A 20,949-nucleotide genomic window follows, 5' to 3' on the forward strand; every position below is an offset into this window, starting at 1 on the left:
GTTCCGTCGCTTCTCAGGTGTGCTCGGGCGGGCTGATCCGCGAGCTGTCGATGGCGGAGCCGGTGGTGCCCCACTTCTTGAGGATGCGGTCGTAAGTACCGTTCTCGATCAGCTCGTTGACGGCCGCCTGGAACGCCTTGGTCAGCTTCGAGCCCTTCTTGAAGGCGAAGCCGACGTCGAGGCGGTGGTACTCGCCGAGGAACGCGGTGTGCGCGGCGGGCTGGGCGGCCTGGTAGCGCAGTCCGTTGATGGTCGACATGATCACGTCGATACGGCCCTGCTGGAGCGCGGTGATCGTCGCCCCGTTCTCCGCGTACACCTTCACCTCGTACGGCTTCTTGCCGGCCTTGGCGCACACCCCCTTCTGCGCGGCGAGGGTGGCCTCGAAGGTGGTGCCGGCGTTGATGCCGACGGTGCGGCCGCAGAGCTGGGTGAGTTCGGTGATCTTCTTGCCGAAGGAGGTGTCGCCCTGCTTCACGGCGAAGCCCTGGCCGTCGTCGATGTAGGTGACGAAGTCGATGGTCTTCAGCCGCTCGGTGGTGACGCCGAAGTTGCCGGTGCCCACGTCGTACTTGCCGCTGCCGAGGGCGGGGAGGATGGTCTCGAAGGAGGCGTCCTGCCGCTCCAGTCTGATCCCGAGCACCTTGGCGACCGCCGAGGCGATGTCGATGTCCTGGCCCTGGGGGGTGCGGGAGCCGTTCGGGTAGTACGCGGAGGGCGGCGCGCCGACCGAGCTGCCGATACGCAGGGTGCCGGCGGCGCGTACGTCGGCGGGCAGCAGGGCGGCGGCGGAGTCGACCTTGTGGACGGCGGCCACGGGGTCGGCGGTGGGCGCGGGCGAGCCGCCCGCCGCGGTCGCGTCGGCGGGGTCGCCGGAGCCGCATCCGGTCAAGGCCAGCAGGGGCAGGAGCGCGGCGGCGGCCACGAGCGGGCGCGTGCGGCCGGGGATGCCGGGGAGCTTCACTGGGCGGTGGCCTTTCCGGTGCGGAGGTCTTCTGGCTGTCCGGTCTCGGGCTGTCCGGTCTCGGGCTGTCCGGTCCGGGCGGGTCTTTCGAGGTGTTTCTCGAAGGGCAGCGGGCCGATGGACTCCGGGTCGGCCTCGGTGTCGAAGAGCGGGCGGTAGCCGGTGTTGAGGTACAGCGCGCGGGCCTCGGGCTGGCGGGGGCCGGTGGTGAGGTAGATCCGCCGGTAGCCGCGGGCACGGGCCTCGCGTTCCAGTTCGGCGACGACCTCGCGGGCCAGGCCCCGGCGGCGGTGGCCGGAGTGGGTCCAGATCCGCTTCAGCTCGGCGGTGGCCGCGTCGTACCGGCGGAAGGCGCCGCCCGCGACGGGTTCGCCGCCCTCCAGGATCAGCAGCAGGACACCGCCGTGCGGCGCGGTGAACTCCTCGTCGGGATAGCGGGCGAGTTCGGCGTGCGCGTCCTTGCCGTAGCGGGCGGAGTACTCCTCGCCGAGCTCGCGCAGCAGCGGGCGTACCCGTGGGTCGGAGACGGTCACCTGGACGACCGACCGCTCGGAGAGGGCGGGCAGGCTCACTCGCCCACCGCCGTGAGCGGGCCGGTGGCGGCCGCGCGGGCGGCGTCCCGCTTGGCGACCTCCTCGCGGACGATCGGGATGACGTGGCGGCCGAAGTCGATGGCGTCGCCGAGCAGGTCGTAGCCGCGCGCGGAGAGGATGTCGACGCCGAGGTCGTAGTAGTCGAGGAGGGCCTGGGCGACGGTCTCCGGGGTGCCGACCAGGGCGTTGGAGTTGCCCGCGCCGCCGGTCGCGGCGGCGGTCGGCGTCCACAGGGCGCGGTCGTAGCGCTCGCCCGCCTCGGCGATGGCGATCAGACGCTGCGAGCCGGCGTTCTCGGGGGCGCCGCCGCGGCGGTGGCGGACGAGGCCCGCCTCGCGGCGCTCCTTGATCGCGCCGACCGTACGGTGCGCCTTCTCCCAGGCCAGCTCCTCGGTGGGGGCGATGATCGGGCGGAAGGCGACCTGGATGCGGGGCACGTCGGTGCGGCCGGCCTCGCGGGCGGCGGCCTTGACCTTCTCGATCTGCGCGGCGGTCTCGGCCAGCGGCTCGCCCCACAGGCAGTAGATGTCGGCCTCGGCGCCTCCGGCGGCGTACGCGGCGGCCGAGGAGCCGCCGAACGAGACGCCGGGGCGCGGCTGTTGGACGGGGAAGACGTCGCTGACGAAGTCGTGGAACCGGTAGTGCTCGCCCTCGTGGTCGAACGCCTCGTGGGTGGTCCAGATCTTCTTGACGATTCCGATGTACTCGCGGGTGCGGGCGTACCGCTCGTCCTTGGTGAGGGTGTCGCCCTCGCGGCGCTGTTCGTGGTCGTTGCCGCCGGTGATGAAGTGGACGGTGAGCCGGCCGTCGCTGATCTGGTCCAGGGTGGCGAAGGTCTTCGCGGCGAAGGTGGGGTACGAGACATTGGGCCGGTGGGCGAGCAGAAGCTGCAGCCGGTCGGTGCGGGCGGCGATGTACGCGGCAGCGGGCGCGGGGTCCGGGGAGCCGGAGCCGTAGGCGAACAGCACCCGGTCCCAGCCGTGGTCCTCGTGGGCCCGGGCGAGGCGGAGGGTGTAGTCCTTGTCGAAGGCCGCGCCCGAGCGCGGGGTGGTTTCGGAGCCGTCGTTGGTCGCGGCTATGCCGAGGAACTCCACTGGCATGAGTGAGCCTTTCCGGCGAAAGAGCGCAGGCGTGCAGGACCGAGCAGGCGTACAGAACTGAACTGCCGTGCGTAGTAAGCAAGTTGATGAAGCGTCAGGACAATGACGTCAGAAATGCGGCGTGACGACGACGGGCGTCGGGTGGAACGGTGCGGCGGCAGCGCGCGGAAGGGTGGGCATCGGCCCGCGCCGGGGTTGCGCCGGCGGAGGGAAAGGGCCGGTCAGACGGCCCGCTGCCGAGTCAGGCGCAACACGAGGACGACCACACTCGACCGAAGTCGATGTGATCGCGCGTGACCAAGCGCTGCTGGGCATCCATGCGGTCAATTGAGCAGCGCATCTCGCTTTTCGTCAACCCATGACCGCATGTCGGACCACAACCGACCGGGTGTCCGGTGTGGTTGCCGGAGGTGTGGTTGACAGACATGTGCGGTACACCCATACGATCGACGGCGGACGGGCCTGCCACATGGCGGGCTCCTCCGGTCGCGTTGAGGGACGCGGCACGTGACGACGCAGGCCACCGGCCGCACCGTACGCGAGTACGTGTGCCACCGGACGGTCACCCACGTCCGCACCTCCCTCCCGGAGCGTCTACCGATGGCCACGCCTTCCGATGTCACCTCCCCCTCCCTGCTGAAGCCCCCGGCGGCCGCGCCGCCCTCCGACGGCACCGAGCTGCCCCGGATCGTGCCCCGCCGGCACCTCGGCCGCTGGATAGCCGCGGCCGTCGCACTGCTGGTCCTGGCCATGGTGCTCAACTCCGTGGTGCGCAACGACGCCTTCCAGTGGCAGGTGGTGGGCCAGTACTTCACCACCGCCGCCGTGCTCGACGGGCTGCTGCTCACCCTGTGGCTGACGGCCGCCGTGATGGTGCTGGCGTTCCTGCTCGGCACCGGCATCGCGGTGCTCCGCCTCTCCGCCAACCCCGTGCTGCGCACCCTGAGCTGGGGCTATGTGTGGATCTTCCGCTCGACCCCGCTGCTGGTGCAGTTGCTGTTCTGGTTCAACATCGGCGCGCTGTACCCGACGCTCGGCGTCGGCATCCCGTTCGGCCCCGAGTTCGTCACGGTCAAGACGGTGAACCTGCTCGGGCCGACCCTGACCGCGCTGATCGGCCTCACCCTGCACGAGACCGCGTACGCGGCCGAGGTGATCCGGGGCGGCATCCTCTCCGTGGACGCCGGGCAGACCGAGGCGGCGCAGGCGCTGGGCCTGGGCAGATGGCGCACCCTGCGCCGGATCGTCGTACCCCAGGCGATGCGCTCCATCGTGCCGACGGCCGGGAACATGCTGATCGGCACCCTGAAGGGCACCAGCATCGTCAGCGTGCTGGCCGTGCACGACCTGCTGTTCTCCGTTCAGTTGATCTACAACCGGACCTACCAGGTCATCCCGCTGCTGCTGGTCGCCACCGTCTGGTACATCGTGGTGACCTCGGTGCTCAGCGTGGGCCAGTACCACGTCGAGCGGTACTACGGCCGGGGCGCCGCCCGCGACCGGGCACCCGGTCCGCTCGCCCGGCTCGGCCCCTGGCTGACCGTGCTGCGCGCCCGGACCCACCGCGCCTTTGTCGGCGGTGACCGGTGAGCACGCGCACCCTGGTGATCGTCGGCGCGGGACCGCGCGCCACCGGACTGCTGGAGCGCATCGGCGCCAACGCACCCGAACTCTGGTCCGGCGCGCATGAGTTGCGCGTCCATCTGGTGGACCCGCATCCGCCGGGGCCGGGCCGGGTCTGGCGGGACGAGCAGTCGCCGCTGCTGCGGATGAACTCCATGGCCGAGGACGTCACCATGTTCACCGACGAGTCCTCCACCGTGGAAGGACCGGTGCGCCCCGGCCCCTCGCTGGCCGAGTGGGCGGCCCAGTTCGCCGCGCCGGACGCCCCGCGCTTCTCCCCGTACGCGGAACCGGCCGACCCGGAGGTGCTCGCCGAACTCCGCACCCTGGACCCGGCCCACTTCCCGACCCGGCGCGCCCAGAGCGCCTATCTGGACTGGGTGTTCCGCCGGGCGCTGGCCGACCTGCCGCCCTCGGTGACCGTCGAGTGGCACCGCACCACCGCGACGTCGGTCACCGGCCCGGCCGACGGCCCCCAGGAGGTCCGCCTGGCCGGCCGCGGCGAGCCGCTCCGCGCCGACCTGGTGATACTCACCCAGGGGCATCTGGGCTCAACCCCCGCTCCGGCGCACCGCGTTCACGCCGACTTCGCCCGGCGGCACGGGCGCTTCCATCTGCCGCCCGCCTTCTCCGCCGACGCGGACCTGTCGGGGCTGCGGCCCGGTGAGGACGTCGTACTGCGGGGCTTCGGGCTGGCGTTCGTCGACCTGATGGTGCTGCTCACCGAGGGCCGGGGCGGCGCCTACCGGACCGGGCCGGACGGCACGCTGACCTACCTGCCCTCGGGTCGCGAACCCGTGCTGCACGTGGGCTCGCGGCGCGGGGTGCCGTACCACGCCAAGACCGGCTACCGGCTCCAGGGACCCCGGCCGCCGCTCCCCCGGTACTTCGGTCCGGAGGCGGTCGAGGCGCTGGCCGCCGGGGGCGGTCCGCTGGACCTGCGGCGCGATGTGTGGCCGCTGATGGCCAAGGAGATCGGGTTCGGCCACTACCACGAGCTGTTCCACGCCCACCCCGAGCGCACCGCCATGCCCTGGCCGGAGTTCCTGGCCGCCTACGACCAATTCGGCTGGTACTCCGCTCAGTTGGCCGGGCTGGTCGCCACCGCCGTGCCCGACCCGGCCGACCGGCTGGACTTCGAGGCGCTGGACCGCCCGCTGGACGGACTCGTCTTCGACACCCCGGACGCCTTCCAGGAGCACCTGCGCGCCTACGCCCGCGAGGACCTGGCCCGCCGCGAGGACCCGGAGCACAGCGCCGACCTGGGCGCGTTCCTCGCGCTGCTCTCGATATACGGCCAACTGCCCGGTCTGGTCGCCTCCGGACGGCTGACGGCACGCTCGCTGGCGGACGGGCTGGACGGCTGGTGGCACGGGTTCTTCAGCTTCCTCGCCTCCGGCCCGCCCGGCTTCCGGCTGCGCGAGCTGGACGCGCTGTCCCGCGCCGGTGTGGTGCGCTTCCTCGGCGCCGACATCAGGGTCGGCACGGACGAGGCCACCGGCACCTTCACAGCGACGAGTCCCACGGTGCCGGGGCACACGGTGCACGCGACCGCCCTGATCGAGGCGTATCTGCCGGGTCCGAACCTGGAGCGCACCGAGGACCCGCTGCTGCGGCATCTGCACCGCACCGGCGCGCTGGCGGAGGAGGTGGTGGCCGACGGCACGCACCGGCACCGGTCCGGGCGGATCACCGTCTCCCTCGCCGACGGCCATCTGATCGACCCCGGCCTGGGCCGGCCGCACCCGCGCCGGATCGCCCTGGGCGCCCCGACCGACAGCCGGGCCATCGCCGCCTTCGCCCGGCCCCGCACCGACGCGCCCGCCTTCCGGCAGAACGACACGGTGGCCCGGGCGGTGCTGCGGACGCTGGACGCCGAACCGGAGCCACATGGGCGCGGGCCACATGTGCGGGGGCCACATGTCGACTGCGCGCGGGTCGGGGGCTGATGTACGAGGGGGCTGCCCGGACGACGACCGGGCAGCCCCTCCGTATGTGCTTACGCCTGCGGCCCCACCGGGATGTCGCCGCGCAGGGTGATCCGGTGCATCACCCGGTGCTGGTCCCCGTAGTCGCGGTTGGCGTAGTGGGAGGTGCTGCGGTTGTCCCACAGGGCCACATCACCCGGCTGCCAGCGGTGCCGGACCACATGTTCCGGCTTGGTGAGGTGTGCGTAGAGAATGTCCAGCAGGCCCCGGCTCTCGTGCTCGGAGACACCGACGATGTGCGAGGTGAAGCCGGGGTTCACGAACAGCCCCTTGCGCCCGCTCTCCGGGTGCACCCGCACCACCGGATGCTCCACCGGCGTGAGCTGCGTGAACACCTCGCCCTCCCACAGGTTCCCCTTCCCCTGCCGGCGCTGGGCCAGGTAGTAGCCGAACTCGCGGGAACCGTCGTGCACGGCGGTGAGGGTGTCGATGTGCGCCCGCAGCCCCGGCGACAGCGACTCGTACGCGGCCTGGCTGTCGGCCCAGTTGGTGTCCCCACCCGTGGGCGGCAGCACCACCGCGCGCAGCACGGAGATGGCGGGCGGGCGCGGCACGAAGGTGACGTCGGTGTGCCACACGTCGGCGAAGCCGTTGTCCTGGCTGTCCAGCGAGTACACCTCGGGCGCCACGTCACCGGAGTCGTGCACCGGGTGCCCGACCGTGACCTCGCCGAGCCGGCGGCCCAGCTCGATCTGCCCGGCGTCGTCGAGCAGGTGCTGTCCCCGCACGAAGAGGACCTTGTGGCGCACCAGTGCCGCGCGCAACGCCAGCACGCCGTCGTCGTCCAGGTGGGCCAGCTCGATGCCGTCGATCTCGGCGCCGATGTTCGGGCCCAGCTCGGTGAGCGGCAGCCGCGTCGCCACGGGCCGGTCGCTGAGGATGCTCATACGGGTGTCCTTTCCGGTACGGCCCCGTCCGGGACCTGGGTTCTTGTCGCGGTACGGCGGTCAGGCCGCGGCGGCGCTCTTCACGGCGTGCGCGACCTCGGCGCGCAGTTCCCCGAACTCCGGTGAGCCGCGCAGCTCTTCGGCGTCCACCTCACCGCGCGGCAGGGTGATTGGCAGGTCGAGCGCGACGGTCCCCGGGCTCTTGGTCAGCACCACGATGCGGGACCCGAGGAACACGGCCTCCTCGGCCGAGTGCGTGACGAACACCGTGGTGCGCCCGGCCCGGGCGGCCATCCGGCGTACGTCCTCCTGGAGCCGTTCGCGGGTGAGCGCGTCCAGCGCGGCGAAGGGCTCGTCGAGCAGCAGCAGCGGGTTCTCGGCGGCGAGTGCGCGGGCGATGGCGACGCGCTGCTGCTGGCCGCCGGAGATCTCCCAGACCCGGCGCGCCTCGGTGCCCTCAAGCCCGACCCGCACCAGCAACTCGGCCCTGCGCTCGGGCCATTGGGCGCGGTCGACGCCCGCGTACCTCAGGGCCAGGTCGAGGTTTCCGCGCACGGTGCGCCACGGGAAGAGCCTCGGCGTCTGGAACACCACGCCCGCCGTGTCGCCGGGGCGGGGGTCGGTGCCGGAGACCTGCACGCTGCCCTCGCTGGGCCGCTCGAACCCGGCGATCAGCCGCAGCAGGGTGCTCTTGCCGCAGCCGGAGGCGCCGACCAGGACGAGGAACTCCCCGGTGGGCACGGTGAGATCGACCGGGCCGACGGCGGTCACGGCACCGTACCGATGGGTGACGTGGTCGAGCCGGACGGCACCGGCCTCGACTCCGCCTGACTCAACCTTCGCTTTCGTCAGCTCACTTGAGGACATCGGGCAGCCCCTTGAGGTAGAACGCCTTCTCGACGGAGGCCGCGGAGGGCGCCGCGTCGATCTGCTTCTGGCCGGCCAGGAAGCGGCCGGTGTCGCCGACGTAGGTCAGCAGCTTGCCGGGCTTGCCGTCGGTGCCCAGCCACTCGTCGGAGGTCACCTGCTCCGGGGTGAGGAACACGCCCTGCGCGAGCTGGGCGCGGGCGTCGGCGGCGCTGATGTTCAGCTCGGCCGCGACCGCCTTCACCGAGCCCTCGTGGTCGGACTTCAGAAGCCGCAGCGCCTCCGCCTCGGCCTTGCGCCAGGCGTCGATCGCCTTCGGGTCGCGGGCGATCAGCTCGTCCGAGACGACGGCGAGGTCCAGGGTCGGCTTGCCCGAACCGGCCACCTGCTTACTGCTGGTGAGCTGCTTGCCCGTCTTGCGCAGCTCGTCCAGCGTGGGCAGCCAGACGTACGCGGCGTCGATGTCGCCCCGCTGCCAGGCGGCGAGGATCGCCTGCGGCTGGAGGTCGATCAGCTTCACGTCGGACGGCTTCAGCCCGGCCTTGTCCAGCGCGGCCAGCAGGCTGTAGTGCGAGGTCGACGCGAACGGCGTGGCGACCGTACGCCCCTTCAGCCCGGCCACGGCGGAGATCCCGGTGCTCTTCCGCGCGACCAGCGCCTCGTTCTCCCCCGCCACGTCGAGAATCCAGGCGACCTTGTACGGGATCGGCGACGGCCCGGATATCCCGCGCGCGAACGGGCTAGACCCGAGCGCGGCGATGTCGAGGGACTTGCCGAGGAACGCCTGGTTGACGCTGGCTCCGGAGTCGAACTTGATCCAGGTGATGGTGTGGTCCGGCAGCGCCTTCTCCAGCAGCTTTCTGTTCTTGACGATCAAGTCGCCGCTGGGAAAGGCGAAGTAGCCGATGCGCAGCCGCTTCCCGGAGCCGGAGGCCGAGGCGGAGCTGTCGGTGGAGCAGCCGGTGACCGCCGCGGTGGCGGCGACGGCGAGCGCACCCGCGAGCATCTGTCGGCGGGACGGGCGGTGCGGGGCGTGAGACATGGAAGTGCCGTTTCTTCTAGCGGGAGTCGGGTGCTTCTCAGGTGCGGCCGCGCCAGGGCACGACGGCCCGTTCCAGGCGCAGCAGCAGGCCGTCGATGATCAGGCCGGAGATGCCGATGGCGATGATGCCGACGAGCACGACCGGGGTGTTGTTGTAGTTGGCGGCGTCCTTGACCATGCCGCCGATGCCGGGCAGTCCGTTGACCAACTCGGCGGCCACCAGCGAGGAGTAGGCGACCCCGACGGCCAGCCGGACGCCGGTCAGCGTCTCCGGCAGGGCGGAGGGGATGACGACGTCCCGTACGACGTCCCAGCGGGAGGCGCCGAGCGCGCGGGCGGCCTCGGTGAGCGCCTTGGGTACGGCGGCCACGGCCGTGGTGGTGGAGACGGCGACCGGCGGGAACGCGGCCACGGCCAGCAGGGTGATCTTCGGCTCCTCGTTGATGCCGAGCCAGATGATCAGCAGGGAGAAGTACGCCAGCGGGGGCAGGGTGCGCAGGAAGGTGATCCACGGCTCGAACAGCGAGCGCACCCAGCCGACGGTGCCCATCAGCAGCCCGAACACCACTCCGGCGGCGATGCCGATACCGGCGCCGAACGCGATGCGGCGCAGGCTGATGCCCAAGTGCTCGATGAGGTAAGTGCCGTTGTAGCCCCGGACTCCGTCGTGCGTGGTCGACACGTCGATGAAGGCCCGCCACACCTTGGCCGGCGGCGGCACCAGCGTCTCGCTCCAGGTGCCGCTCACCGCGAGGAGTTGCCACAGGAGGAGGAACAGGACGAGCGAGCCGAGCGGAAGTGCGGTGCGCCTGAGGGCACTTGAGGAGCGGGCGGGACGGGGTGCGACGGGGGCGGCCGGGAGCGGGTCGGCCTTCTCCGGGCGCAGGGAAAGGGACACGGGCGGCCTCCATGGGGGCCTCGTAACAGCGGCGGTGGGGATGAGCGGGTACGGCGAAGTGCCGCCTGCACAGCGGGAGAGACCGGTCCTGCGAGACACAACTCGCCTGAAACCGCGCCGGGTTACCTCACCGGGCGGGGCGGACCGTCAGGAACGCGCGGACAGCGGCGGTCAGCGACAACACGCGGCCGGGCATCGGCACAGGTCGATGACCAGGCGTCGCACCAGCGGCATGGGATTCATGGGGCCCTTTTCTACCTCAGCCGGGGCTCACCACCAAGAGGTGTCCACGAAGTGGACCACAGGGTGAGAAAGGGCGCCCCGAGAGAGCCGGGAGAGGCCGCTAGGAGAGGCCGCCGGGAGAAACGTTCTGCCTGGACAGGCCGCCGAACCGCCCGGTGACCCGAGCGGCGTTCACTCGTTTGCCGTAGCACCAGCTCCGAACGCCCCCGGTCGTGGAAGGCAGTCGCCCGATGGTCCTGTCCTCGCTCAGTCGTTCCCCGCACGGTTCGCGCGGCCGCCTGCTGCACGCCGAGCGCAGACTCGCCGAGCGGTACGCCGAGCTGGTCCGCCTCGCCTACCTCGTCCTCCCGGCCTCCCTCGGCCGGCACCGCCGGGTGCTCGCCGCGCACTCCCTGGTGCAGCGCAGCCTGCCCGACGCCACGCCCGCCGTACCGGCGCCCCGCACACCGGGCACCGACCCGGACCGCTCGCTCCGGGTGGCCGTGGTGCGCGGGGCGCTGGCCCAGTGCCGGCGGCCCCGGCTGTGGCCGGAGGGGGCCCGGCCGCCCCGGCTGCTGGTGCCCCGGCTGCCCGTGGTGCTCGGGCTGCGGCTGGCGCCGCGCTCGGGCGGGGCCGAGGAGATGGCGCTCGGCCAGGCCCTCTCCGACCTCTCCGCCCCGGCCCGCGCCGCCTTCGTCCTCCTCCGCGTGGAGGGCCTCACCGCCGACCACACACGCGGGGTGCTGGAGGCGGCCGGGGAGGCGGATGCCCAGGTGGCGGTACGGCAGGCGGCCCGGCTCGACGCCTCGCTCGGTACGGCCGCCGAGGCGGTGCTCACCTCGGACGAGTTCGACGCGTGCACTCTCCGCGCCCGCCCCACCGACCTGGTCCGCCGCCGGCGCCGGGTGCGCGTGGCCGGACTCGCCGTGCTGGCGGGGGCCCTCACGGCGGGCGGCCTGGCCGCCGTCACCCACTCCGCGCCGGACGCGCGCGAGCCCCGGTCCGCCGGTCTGGTCCGCGTCGATCCCGGTGCGTGGGCGGACACCTCGCGAGTGGACTTCACCGCCTGGCCCGCGCGCGGGGACCGGGTGCGCGACCGCGCGCTGCTGGACCGGGCGCTGGCCGTCTGGGCCGACCCGCCGTCCGGTACGCGGATCGACCGCGCCCCCGGCACCCCGGCCGATCCCCCGCCGCGCGCACCGCGACTGCTGTACGCCGGGTCGGTGGGCGGGCACGCGGTGGTGGTGTTCCACGACGGCCAACGCCTGGTGCGGTACGGCGAGTCGGGCACCGGTGAGCGGCTCGCGCTGGCCCGCGTGGACGACGCCGACGTGACGACCGCTGCGGCCGTGGTGCTGGAGGAGCGGGGCGGCGCGGTGCGGTATCTGCTGGCACCGTGGGTGGCGGAGTCCTCGGTGCGCGACCTGACCCGTCCGGACGCGCCCGCCCAGCCCCTCTCCGTGGCGCGGGACGGGGTGACCGCCCCGGTGCCCCGGTGGACGGGCGGCGGCTGCGGGCGTCGTCCGGCGCTGCAGTTGCGGTCGTCCCCGGCGATCGCGGAGCACCACGCGTTCCTGCTGGCCGACCTGGGCGGGCTCACGCCCGCGCATCTGACGTACACCCCGCTGCCGGGCCACGGCTCCCCGCCCGCCCGGCAACCGCGCGAGGCGACGGGTCCGGCCGCGCTGGTGGCCTGGGGCCGGACGGGCTGTGACCTGGACTCCGCTGGCGGCTCGGGCGTGCGGGCAGTCAACGCCTGGGACTTCGCCGAGCAGGACCTTCCCGACGGCGGAGGTCACGCCGTGTGGACGTGCGCGCGGGCGGACACCTGGCAGGGCCCGGGAAACATCACCGTCTCCCTGCGCAGGCCGGGCAAGAACGCACAGGTGGTGACACGGGTGCGGTCGACGGCGGCGTGCAGCAGGTTCGGTCAGCACGTGGTGGCACGGACGCACTGGAAGTCCCCGCACGGGCACTGGTACGTCCTGGCGGCCGGCAGCCGCGCCGTCACCTCGCTCACCCTCACCGGCGACGTGTCGGCCACCCGAAGCGGTCACACCCTGGCCGTACGGGCGCCCAAGGACGCCTCCACCAAGGTCCGGGCCCGGCTGACCTCGGGCGAAACGCTGCCGGAGGTCGGTTCCGGGCCGTCCCGGGGTACCCGGCCCTAGCGGCGACCCGCTGCCCGACCCCTGGAGATCGACCATGGTCCACGTCCGACGTTCCTTCACCGTCCCCCGCCCCCTGCCCGCCGTGAACGCCTACCTGGCCGACTTCGCGCACGCCGTGGACTGGGACCCCGGCACCCAGGAGTGCGACCGCACGAACGGCACGGGCACCCCCACCGAGGGCGCCACCTGGCACAACGTCTCCGAATTCCGGGGCCGCCGCACGGAACTCGACTACCGCCTGGACCACCGCACGGAGGACCACCTCACCTTCGTAGGCACCAACAAAACGGCGACCTCCACCGACGACATCACCCTCCGCCCCACCCCCGACGGCACCGAGATCACCTACGACGCCACCATCCAGTTCCACGGCCTGGCCCGCCTCGCCGACCCCTTCCTCCGCAGCGAGTTCGAACGCCTCGGCGACGAGATCACCCACACCATGCCAAAGGCCATCGAGTCGGCGGTGCCGCTGAGTTGAGGGCAGCGCCAAAGGGCCCCCTCCGAACGGTTTCTGACGACCGATCGGAGGGGGCCCGCTTGAACGCTGTTACGAGCCGCTGTAGTTGAGGTCGTCACTGCGACGCTCTGCGGCCGTCACCGGCTCCTGGTGCTCCCACGTGTGCGCGATCGGCCCCGACACCGACCGCCACCACGCGTCGGACGGCACCCGGCCGCCCGGTTCGAAGGGCTCGCCCGGCCGAGGGGAAGCCACCACTTGGCCGATCGCTTCGCCCGCCTCCTTCGTCCACTCGCCCGGTTCCGCCCAGGGGTGCATCGCGAGGTTGAAGGTGCCCCAGTGGATGGGGAGGAGGATGCCATGGGGGGTGCCGGACTGGAGGTCGAGGTGGGCGCGCACGCCTTCCTCGGGGGTCATGTGGATGTCGGGCCAGTAGGGGCTGTACGCGCCGATCTGGATCATCGTGACGTCGAACGGGCCATGGGCCGCGCCGATGTCCTTGAAGCCGTCGAAGTAGCCGGTGTCACCGCTGTGGTACACCCGGTGCCGTTCGCCCGCGACGACCCAGGAGGCCCACAGGGTGTGCTGGGTGTTGCGCAGGCCGCGCCCGCAGAAGTGGCGGGCCGGGGTCGCGGTCAGCGTCACCCCGCCGACCTCGGTCGATTCGTGCCAGTCCAGCTCGCGCAGCCGGTCCGGGGACACCCCCCAGTGTTCGAGATGCGCGCCCACGCCCAGCGGGACGGCGAACAGGGTGTCGGTGCCGGCCAGCGCCTTGATGGTGGGCAGGTCCAAGTGGTCGTAGTGGTCGTGGGAGATGACCACCACGTCGACCGGGCCGAGCGCGGCCAGCGGCAGCGGGACGGGGTGCAGCCGCTTGGGCCCGGCGAAGGGGAACGGCGAACACCGCTCACCCCAGACCGGGTCGAACAGCACCCGGCACCCGTCGATCTCCACCAGCGCGCTGGAATGTCCGAGCCATGTCACCCGCAGGCCGTCGGCCGGGGGCTTGGCCAGGTCGGCCACCGTGGTCGGGTGCACCGGGATGATGCCCTGCGGCGCGCGGACGGGACGCGTGTCCTTGTCGAAGAACGCCTTGGCGAGGTCCAGCGTGGAGCCGGAGGGCCGGGTACGGGCCGTGCCGCCGGGGTTCTGGAAGACGCCGTCCTTGAAGTGCGGGGAGCGCCGGATGCGGGCGAGGCGCTCACCGCTCGGTTCCACGCCGAAGGCTTCGGGCTGTAGCGCGCGGAGCCCGGAGCTCAGGGAACGCAGACCGGACACGGTACCTCCAGGTGGAGTCGCTCAGGGCTCCATGGTCGACGGCGACTGCGACGGCCCCAAGCCGCCGCGGGCCGGGCGACCCGGCCACAAGTCCCAACGCTCACGCGGCCCTCACTGTTCCCGAACAGTGTTCCGTATCTGCCCTACCGCGTGGGGTCGTTCCCGTTGCGCCCGGACGACGTCCAGGCGACGAAACCGCCGCCCCCACGGCGCAGGGGCGGCGGCAGACCTCACGCCACCGAAGCGATCCGCATCCTGATGTCGCTCGGCGACAGCGCGCCCTTGGCCACCACATGGTCCCCGGAGGACTCGCCGCGCAGCCGGCGCCCGATCCACGGCACCAGATGCGTACGCGCCCAGTGCACGTCGTCCCGCCGGATCTCCAGCGTGCCGCGCGGCGGCAGCACCGGCCACTCCTGCTCAGGGTCGGCCGGGATCTCCAGGCCGAGCGCCTGGCCCGCGCGCAGCGCGACCCGGGTGTGACCCTCGGGCGAGAGATGCAGCCGGTCGCCGTCCCACGCCCGGCGGTCCTGCACGGACTTCAGGGACCACAGGTCGAGCACGGGGCAGTTGTACCGGTCGGCGATGGCCCGTACATGACCGTTGTACGTGGCGATCTTGCCGCGCAGATGCCTGAGCAGCGGGACGCCGCGGGTGTCGAAGCCGGTCGCCACCAGTACGGTGCCGGCGCCCGCCGCGAGCTGGGCCACGGCGCGCTCGAAGCGCTCGGCCGTCTCGTCCGGGTCGGTGCCGGGCCGGATGATGTCGTTGCCCCCGGCGCAGATGGAGACGAGGTCCGGGGCGAGCGCCGCCGCCCTGGGCACCTGGTCCGCCGCGATCTGGTCGAGCAGCTTCCCCCGCACGGCGAGGTTGGTGTACCTGAAGTCGCCTTCGGGGCGCCGGTCGGCGAGGAGTACCGCGAGCCGGTCGGCCCAGCCGACGAACGCCCCGTCGGGGCCGGGGTCGCCGACGCCTTCGGTGAAGCTGTCCCCCACCGCCACGTACGACCCGATCAGTGTCCTGTTGTCATTCTCCATATCGTCTGCCACATCGGACCATGATTCACCTCAGGATGTGACCTACGCGACCGTAAGCAGGGGTTGACGTACGGTGAGATAAGCCACGCTTAAAGAATTTGCCAATCGCGGAATAGCCCTGTCGGCCGCCCTGTTGAACGGGCGATCACGGGGTCGGAGCGGCCGAAATCCGATGTCGTATCGTCGGCGGTGCGCCCGTCGACGAGCCGCGTGGCGGGGCGGAACTTCCAGGAGCACCCGTGACGCAGCAGGTCCCGTCGACCGAACCCGAGCTGTCCGCCGTCCGCAACTTCCGTGACGTGGGCGGCCTCCCGACGGTGGACGGGCGCCGGGTGCGGCACGGGGTGCTGTTCCGCAGCGGGCACCTCGCGCACGCGACCGAGGAGGACGCGGCCTACCTCTCCTCGCTCGGCCTGCACACGGTCTTCGACTTCCGCAATTCGGCCGACCAGCGCCTCGAAGGCCCCGACGTGGAGCTGCCCGGCGTGCGGAACGTGAACGTGCCGCTGAGCGACCCGGCCGACGGCGCGGAGTTCTGGCGGATGGTCCGCGACGGCGACCTGGACCAGTTGCGGGACATCCTGGCCGACGGCAAGGGCGCGGGCCGCATGATCGACTCGTACCGGCGGATCGTCACCGAGCGCACCGCCGAGCACTCCCGCGTGCTGCACGCGCTGGCCGAGGACAGCGTGCCCGCGCTGATGCACTGCGCGGCCGGCAAGGACCGCGCGGGCATCTCGGTGGCGGTGACGCTGCTCGCGGTGGGCGTGGAGCGGGACGCGATCACCGCCGACTACCTGGAGTCCAACGCCAAGCACCGGCGCTACAAGGTCAGCCGCAGCGGCGACCAGGCCAGCGCGTACACGCCCGAGGTGATGGACCTGCTCAGCCCGCTCTTCGACGCCCGCGCGGAGTACCTGACGGCGGCCTTCGACAGCATCGAGGACACCTGGGGCGGTGTGGACGCGTACCTGGAGCGGGGGCTGAAGCTCTCGGACTCCGCGCGGGAGCGGCTGCGCGAGCGCCTGGTGAACTGACCTGCCCTCAGGCCCCGTTACCCCTTGGCGCCCAGCGAGAACAGCAGGTAGAGGAAGGCGGCCAGGACATGGCCGAGGGCGACGTACACGACGAGCCGGACCCACAGGGAGCGCGGCAGCTTGTCTTCGATGTCACTCATGACGGGTCTCCGGTCGGATGGCCCAGGCACAGGGTGGCCGTGGGGCTCTGGAGCAGGGTGTGGACGAACAGCAGCTCCACGCCGTCGGGGTCGTCGGCGTTGAGGCGGTGCGGGGTCAGCGAGTCGAAGTGGGCGCTGTCGCCGGGCGCGAGCAGATGCGCGCTGTCCCCGAGGCGCAGCCGCAGCCGGCCGCTGAGGACGTACAGCCACTCCTCGCCGGGGTGGACGCGCACGATGTCGCCCTCGGCGCGGTACGGGACGCGGACGCGCAGGGCCTGCATGCCGCGGCCGGGGGCGCCGGCCTGGAAGTAGGTCCAGCCGGCGGCGCGGGTGGGTTCCATGCCGGCGGCGCGCACGATGGCGTCCCGGTCGGCGGCCGTCTCACCGAGCAGGTCGGAGACCGTCGTACCGTAGATACGGGCGAGGGCCAGGAGCATCGGCAGCGAGGGCTGGCGGTGTCCGGTCTCCAGCCGGGAGAGGTGCGCCGGGGAGAGCCCGGCGGCCCCGGCCGCGGCCTCCAGGGTGAGGCCGGCCCGGCGGCGCAGGGCGCGCAGTTGCGGCGCCACGGCGGGCAGGTCGTCGCCCTGGCCCGCCGGGGAGGCCGCTTCGGAGGCGTTCATACTTCCATTGAGCCCCACTTTTGCCTGCGGGGCAATTTTCTTGCCTCAGAGGCAAAAAGCCCCCCTCAGCGACCCGCAACCGCCTGCTTGATCAAGGTCCGCCCGAAGTCCCACATCAGCCCGCCCCCACTGTGCGCGTCGTCCATGACGGCCGTGAAGGCGTCCACGAACCGCTCCACGTCCGCCTCGTCGATCACCAGCGGCGGGATCAGCTTGATCACCTCCAGATGGTCGCCGGAGACCTGGGTGAGAATCCGGTGCCGCTGGAGCAGCGGGACGACGACCATCTGCGCGAACAGCCCCTTGCGGGCGGCCTGGAGCATGGTCCAGCGACCGCGCAGCTTCAGCGAGTCGGGGCGGCCGAACTCGATGCCGATCATCAGCCCGCGCCCGCGCACGTCGGCCAGCAGCTCGTACTTCCCGATGAGCGCGGCGAGCCGGGACTTCAGCAGCTCGCCCATGGTCCGGGCGCGGGCGACGATCTGCTCGTCCTCCATGACGGACAGCACCGCGAGCCCCGCCGCCATGGCCTGGGCGTTGGCGCCGAAGCTCGCGGAGTGCACCAGGACCCGGTCCATGGACGAGTAGACCTTCTTGAAGATCCAGTCCTTGCCCAGCGTGGCGCTGACCGGGACATAGCCGCCGGAGAGCGATTTGGCGACGCACACCAGGTCGGGCTCGACGCCGTCCTCGTGCTGGTAGGCGTAGAAGTCGCCGGTGCGGCCGAGCCCGGTCTGCACCTCGTCCGCGATGAGCAGCGCCTTGTGCTTGTGCAACAGCTCCTGCGCGGCCCGGAGATAGCCGGGCGGGCTCTCGTGCACACCCTTCCCCTGGATGGGCTCGACGATGAGGGCGGCGACGTCGCCCCTCTTCAACTCCCGTGCCAGGGCGTCGAGATCGCCGAGGGGTACGGCGGTGTCGGGGAGCAGCGGGGCGAAGCCGTCGCGGAAGCCGTTCTCGCCGTTGACCGACAGGGAGCCGGTGGTGAGGCCGTGGAAGGCGTGGTCGCAGTAGAGGACGCGGGGGCGGCCGGTGGCGAAGCGGGCGAACTTCAGCGCGGTCTCGACGGCCTCGGTGCCGCTGTTGCCGAAGAACACCCGGTCCAGGTGCGGGCTGTGGGCCAGCAGGCGTTCGGCGAGCAGGCCGGGCAGCGGCTGGCAGTCGAAGCGGGTGAGGTCGGCCAGGTTGAGGTCGAGCACGTCGTGCAGGGCCTTGCGGACGACCGGGTGGTGGCGGCCGAGGCCCATCACGCCGAATCCGGCGAGCATGTCGAGGTAGTCGTTGCCCTCGGCGTCGAAGAAGTGGGCGCCCTCGGCACGCTCGTAGACCTTGTCGAAGCCGATGGTGTGCAGCATGCGCGGGAGTTGGGGGTTGAGATGGCGCGTGTGCAGGTCGTAGCGCTCGGCTCCGCGCGCGGCGAGGAGGGCTCCGAGGTCGAACTCCGTGCTCATTCAGCTCTCCTGGTTCTGCCGTGCGCCGACGTCCTGGACGGCGAGGCTCGCGCTGATCCGGCCGGCGATCTCCACCGGGGTGAGACCGATGTCGGCCAGCACCTCGCTCCGTTTGGCGTGTGCGAGGAACTGGTCCGGGATGCCGAACCGTCGTACGGGCACGTCCACATCGGCGTCCCCGAGGGCCAGCGCCACGGCCGAACCCACGCCCGCCGCCCGGCTGTTGTCCTCGACGACGGCCACCAGCCGGTGCCGGGCGGCGAGTCCGGGCAGGGCGGGGTCGACGGGCTTGACCCAACGCGGGTCCACCACCGTGCAGTTGAGCCCCCGCGCCCCGAGCAGCGAGGCGACCTGGAGGCAGACCGGCGCCATCACGCCGACGGCGACGAGGAGTACGTCGGGCTCGTCGTCCCGGTGGAGGACGTCCATGCCGCCGACATGTCCGAGGGCCGGGATCTCGGGGCCGGCGGACTCCTTGGGGAAGCGGATCAGGGTGGGGGCGTCGTCCACCGCGACCGCCTCGCGCAACTGGGCCCGGAGCTGGGCCGCGTCGCGCGGGGCGGCGATCCTCAGGCCGGGGACGACCTGGAGGATCGACATGTCCCACATGCCGTTGTGCGAGGCGCCGTCGACACCGGTGACCCCGGCGCGGTCCAGCACGAAGGTCACCCCGCAGCGGTGCAGCGCCACGTCCATCAGCAGTTGGTCGAAGGCGCGGTTGAGGAAGGTGGCGTAGACGGCGACGACCGGGTGCGCTCCCCCGGTGGCCACGCCCGCCGCGGAGACGGCCGCGTGCTGCTCGGCGATCCCGACGTCCCAGACCCGGTCGGGGAAGCGCGCCGCGAACGGGCCGAGGCCGACCGGGTGCAGCATGGCCGCCGTGATGGCGACGACATCCTCGCGCTCCTCCCCGATCCGGAGGATCTCCTCGCCGAACACCGAGGTCCACGAGGGCCCGCCGGTGGGGCTGAGCGGGGCGCAGGTCAGCGGGTCCATCACACCGACGGTGTGGAAGTGGTCCTCCTCGTGCGCCAGGGCCGGCGGATACCCGCGCCCCTTCTCGGTGAGGCAGTGCACCAGCACCGGCCCGTGGAACCGCTTGGCCCGGCGCAGCGCGGACTCGACGGCGCCGATGTCATGGCCGTCGATGGGGCCCACGTACTTCAGCCCCAGGTCCTCGAACATGCCCTGCGGGGCGAAGGCGTCCTTGAACCCCTTCTTGGCGCCGTGCGCGGCCTCGTACAGCAGCCCGCCCACGACCGGGGTGCGCTGGAGCGCCTCCTTGCCCCAGGCGAGGACCTGCTCGTAGCCGTCGGTGGTGCGCAGGGTGGCGAGGTGGTTGGCGAGGCCGCCGATCGTCGGCGCGTACGAGCGCTCGTTGTCGTTGACGACGATGATCAGCGGGCGGTCCTTGGCGGCCGCGATGTTGTTCAGCGCCTCCCAGGCCATGCCGCCGGTCAGCGCGCCGTCCCCGATGACCGCGACGACGTGCCCGCGCTCCCCGAGCACCTGGTGCGCCTTGGCGAGGCCGTCGGCCCAGCCGAGGGAGGTGGAGGCGTGACTGTTCTCCACGATGTCGTGCTCGGACTCCTCGCGCGAGGGATAGCCGGACAGGCCCCCCTTGCCGCGCAGCTTGGAGAAGTCCTGACGGCCCGTCAGCAGCTTGTGCACATAGCTCTGGTGCCCGGTGTCCCACACGATGCGGTCTTCCGGTGACTCGAAGACCCGGTGCAGGGCGATGGTCAGTTCCACCACGCCCAGGTTCGGGCCGAGGTGCCCCCCGGTCCTCGACACCGCCTCCACCAGGAACTCGCGTACCTCACCGGACAGTTCGCCCAAGTCGTCCTGTGACAGCGCCTTCAGGTCGCGTGGTCCCCGGATGCTCTCCAGAATCGTCACGCCGGCCCCCTCTCGGTCCGTGCCGTGCTCTGCCTCAACTCACCTGATCCGCGGCGCCGTTCTCCTCGGCCAGCCGCATGGCCTCCTCGATGAGGGTCTCCACGATCTTCGACTCCGGGACGGTCTTGATGACCTTCCCCTTCACGAAGATCTGCCCCTTGCCGTTGCCCGAGGCAACCCCGAGATCCGCCTCGCGCGCCTCGCCGGGGCCGTTCACCACGCACCCCATGACCGCCACCCGCAGCGGGACCTCCATACCGGTCAGGCCCGCGGTGACCTCCTCGGCCAGCTTGTAGACGTCCACCTGGGCCCGCCCGCAGGAGGGGCAGGACACGATCTCCAGGCCGCGCTGCTTCAGGTTCAGCGACTCCAGAATCTGGTTGCCGACCTTGACCTCCTCCACCGGCGGAGCCGACAGGGAGACGCGGATCGTGTCACCGATGCCCTCGGAGAGCAGCGCGCCGAAGGCGACGGCGGACTTGATGGTGCCCTGGAATGCCGGGCCCGCCTCCGTCACACCCAGGTGGAGCGGGTAGTCGCACTGGGCGGCGAGCTGGCGGTACGCCTCGATCATCACGACCGGGTCGTTGTGCTTCACCGAGATCTTGATGTCCCGGAAATCGTGCTCCTCGAACAGCGACGCCTCCCACAGCGCCGACTCCACCAGCGCCT

At 72.1% G+C, this 20,949-nt stretch carries 19 protein-coding genes; 5 read left to right on the forward strand and 14 right to left on the reverse strand.

Translation table 11 applies throughout. The features are described 5' to 3' along the window. Positions 1–13: 13 nt before the first annotated feature. From E5083_RS09940 to E5083_RS09950, 3 genes are read right to left on the reverse strand one after another with little or no spacing between them, the layout of a single operon-like run. Positions 14–964 carry an ABC transporter substrate-binding protein gene (locus E5083_RS09940; RefSeq protein ID WP_244317447.1) on the reverse strand — a complete coding sequence of 317 codons (951 nt, stop codon included), beginning with the start codon at positions 962–964 and terminating at the stop codon, positions 14–16. Then, positions 961–1,530, reverse strand: a complete 570-nt coding sequence (locus tag E5083_RS09945) for a GNAT family N-acetyltransferase (RefSeq protein WP_135785303.1) — start codon at positions 1,528–1,530, stop codon at positions 961–963. Before E5083_RS09945 ends, E5083_RS09940 begins: the two co-directional genes overlap by 4 nt. A gap of 2 nt (positions 1,531–1,532) precedes the next feature. Further along, positions 1,533–2,657 (reverse strand): LLM class flavin-dependent oxidoreductase, encoded by a 1,125-nt coding sequence (locus E5083_RS09950; RefSeq protein ID WP_135785215.1) that lies wholly within the window; start codon positions 2,655–2,657, stop codon positions 1,533–1,535. Between the two features lie 600 nt (positions 2,658–3,257). On the opposite strand from E5083_RS09950, the gene E5083_RS09955 reads away from it, so the two are divergent. Next, a complete protein-coding gene (locus E5083_RS09955; RefSeq protein WP_135785304.1) occupies positions 3,258–4,247 on the forward strand; it encodes an amino acid ABC transporter permease in 990 nt (329 codons plus the stop codon). Beyond that, complete coding sequence (locus E5083_RS09960) at positions 4,244–6,229, forward strand: FAD/NAD(P)-binding protein (protein WP_135785216.1); 1,986 nt, start codon at positions 4,244–4,246, stop codon at positions 6,227–6,229. Before E5083_RS09955 ends, E5083_RS09960 begins: the two co-directional genes overlap by 4 nt. A gap of 50 nt (positions 6,230–6,279) precedes the next feature. On the opposite strand, the gene E5083_RS09965 is transcribed toward E5083_RS09960, so the two are convergent. Genes E5083_RS09965 through E5083_RS09980 form a run of 4 tightly spaced genes read right to left on the reverse strand, consistent with a single transcriptional unit; the run spans position 6,280 to position 9,962 of the window. Next, complete coding sequence (locus E5083_RS09965; RefSeq protein WP_135785217.1) at positions 6,280–7,155, reverse strand: TauD/TfdA dioxygenase family protein; 876 nt, start codon at positions 7,153–7,155, stop codon at positions 6,280–6,282. 60 nt (positions 7,156–7,215) lie between these two features. Beyond that, the gene (locus tag E5083_RS09970) at positions 7,216–8,022 is read right to left on the reverse strand and encodes an ABC transporter ATP-binding protein (protein WP_135785218.1); all 807 of its coding nucleotides are present in this window, start codon (positions 8,020–8,022) and stop codon (positions 7,216–7,218) included. Then, positions 8,009–9,064, reverse strand: a complete 1,056-nt coding sequence (locus tag E5083_RS09975; RefSeq protein ID WP_135785219.1) for a taurine ABC transporter substrate-binding protein — start codon at positions 9,062–9,064, stop codon at positions 8,009–8,011. Before E5083_RS09975 ends, E5083_RS09970 begins: the two co-directional genes overlap by 14 nt. Positions 9,065–9,101: 37 nt before the next feature. After that, a complete protein-coding gene (locus E5083_RS09980; RefSeq protein ID WP_208754007.1) occupies positions 9,102–9,962 on the reverse strand; it encodes an ABC transporter permease in 861 nt (286 codons plus the stop codon). A 473-nt stretch (positions 9,963–10,435) separates the two neighbouring features. Between E5083_RS09980 and E5083_RS09985 the strand changes: the two genes are divergently transcribed. Together E5083_RS09985 and E5083_RS09990 are read left to right on the forward strand one after the other, a co-directional pair. Next, the gene (locus tag E5083_RS09985; RefSeq protein WP_135785306.1) at positions 10,436–12,355 is read left to right on the forward strand and encodes a hypothetical protein; all 1,920 of its coding nucleotides are present in this window, start codon (positions 10,436–10,438) and stop codon (positions 12,353–12,355) included. Positions 12,356–12,389: 34 nt separating this feature from the next. Beyond that, positions 12,390–12,836, forward strand: coding sequence for an SRPBCC family protein (locus E5083_RS09990; protein WP_135785220.1), 447 nt, complete (start codon positions 12,390–12,392; stop codon positions 12,834–12,836). A gap of 69 nt (positions 12,837–12,905) precedes the next feature. Here the strand turns inward: E5083_RS09990 and E5083_RS09995 are convergent, their stop codons facing one another. Beyond that, positions 12,906–14,093 (reverse strand): MBL fold metallo-hydrolase, encoded by a 1,188-nt coding sequence (locus E5083_RS09995; protein WP_135785221.1) that lies wholly within the window; start codon positions 14,091–14,093, stop codon positions 12,906–12,908. A 230-nt stretch (positions 14,094–14,323) separates the two neighbouring features. Beyond that, complete coding sequence (locus tag E5083_RS10000; RefSeq protein WP_135785307.1) at positions 14,324–15,109, reverse strand: SGNH/GDSL hydrolase family protein; 786 nt, start codon at positions 15,107–15,109, stop codon at positions 14,324–14,326. Positions 15,110–15,369: 260 nt separating this feature from the next. Between E5083_RS10000 and E5083_RS10005 the strand changes: the two genes are divergently transcribed. After that, entirely contained in the window at positions 15,370–16,167 is a 798-nt protein-coding gene (locus tag E5083_RS10005) for a tyrosine-protein phosphatase (RefSeq protein ID WP_135785222.1), read from the forward strand. A gap of 17 nt (positions 16,168–16,184) precedes the next feature. Here the strand turns inward: E5083_RS10005 and E5083_RS10010 are convergent, their stop codons facing one another. The 5 genes from E5083_RS10010 to E5083_RS10030 all read right to left on the reverse strand — a co-directional run. Continuing rightward, the gene (locus E5083_RS10010) at positions 16,185–16,307 is read right to left on the reverse strand and encodes a DUF6126 family protein (RefSeq protein WP_135785223.1); all 123 of its coding nucleotides are present in this window, start codon (positions 16,305–16,307) and stop codon (positions 16,185–16,187) included. Beyond that, positions 16,304–16,927, reverse strand: coding sequence for a helix-turn-helix domain-containing protein (locus tag E5083_RS10015; RefSeq protein ID WP_135785224.1), 624 nt, complete (start codon positions 16,925–16,927; stop codon positions 16,304–16,306). The genes E5083_RS10010 and E5083_RS10015 overlap by 4 nt, the downstream gene beginning before the upstream one ends. Before the next feature lie 65 nt (positions 16,928–16,992). Then, positions 16,993–18,378, reverse strand: a complete 1,386-nt coding sequence (locus E5083_RS10020; protein ID WP_135785225.1) for an aspartate aminotransferase family protein — start codon at positions 18,376–18,378, stop codon at positions 16,993–16,995. Continuing rightward, on the reverse strand, positions 18,379–20,277 hold the full coding sequence (dxs, locus tag E5083_RS10025; RefSeq protein WP_135785226.1) for a 1-deoxy-D-xylulose-5-phosphate synthase: 1,899 nt from the start codon (positions 20,275–20,277) through the stop codon (positions 18,379–18,381). 34 nt (positions 20,278–20,311) lie between these two features. Then, on the reverse strand, positions 20,312–20,949 hold a 638-nt coding region (locus E5083_RS10030), incomplete at its 5' end, for a flavodoxin-dependent (E)-4-hydroxy-3-methylbut-2-enyl-diphosphate synthase (RefSeq protein WP_167513502.1).

It is taken from the genome of Streptomyces bauhiniae (assembly GCF_004784475.1).
Lineage (GTDB): Bacteria > Actinomycetota > Actinomycetes > Streptomycetales > Streptomycetaceae > Streptomyces > Streptomyces seoulensis.

Coding starts and splice junctions, on each gene's coding strand:
- E5083_RS09950 (WP_135785215.1), bottom strand. CDS start 2,657: ATGCCAGTGGAGTTCCTCGGCATAGCCGCGACCAACGACGGCTCCGAA.
- E5083_RS09955 (WP_135785304.1), top strand. CDS start 3,258: ATGGCCACGCCTTCCGATGTCACCTCCCCCTCCCTGCTGAAGCCCCCG.
- E5083_RS09965 (WP_135785217.1), bottom strand. CDS start 7,155: ATGAGCATCCTCAGCGACCGGCCCGTGGCGACGCGGCTGCCGCTCACC.
- E5083_RS09970 (WP_135785218.1), bottom strand. CDS start 8,022: ATGTCCTCAAGTGAGCTGACGAAAGCGAAGGTTGAGTCAGGCGGAGTC.
- E5083_RS09975 (WP_135785219.1), bottom strand. CDS start 9,064: ATGTCTCACGCCCCGCACCGCCCGTCCCGCCGACAGATGCTCGCGGGT.
- E5083_RS09985 (WP_135785306.1), top strand. CDS start 10,436: ATGGTCCTGTCCTCGCTCAGTCGTTCCCCGCACGGTTCGCGCGGCCGC.
- E5083_RS09990 (WP_135785220.1), top strand. CDS start 12,390: ATGGTCCACGTCCGACGTTCCTTCACCGTCCCCCGCCCCCTGCCCGCC.
- E5083_RS10010 (WP_135785223.1), bottom strand. CDS start 16,307: ATGAGTGACATCGAAGACAAGCTGCCGCGCTCCCTGTGGGTCCGGCTC.
- E5083_RS10015 (WP_135785224.1), bottom strand. CDS start 16,927: ATGAACGCCTCCGAAGCGGCCTCCCCGGCGGGCCAGGGCGACGACCTG.
- E5083_RS10020 (WP_135785225.1), bottom strand. CDS start 18,378: ATGAGCACGGAGTTCGACCTCGGAGCCCTCCTCGCCGCGCGCGGAGCC.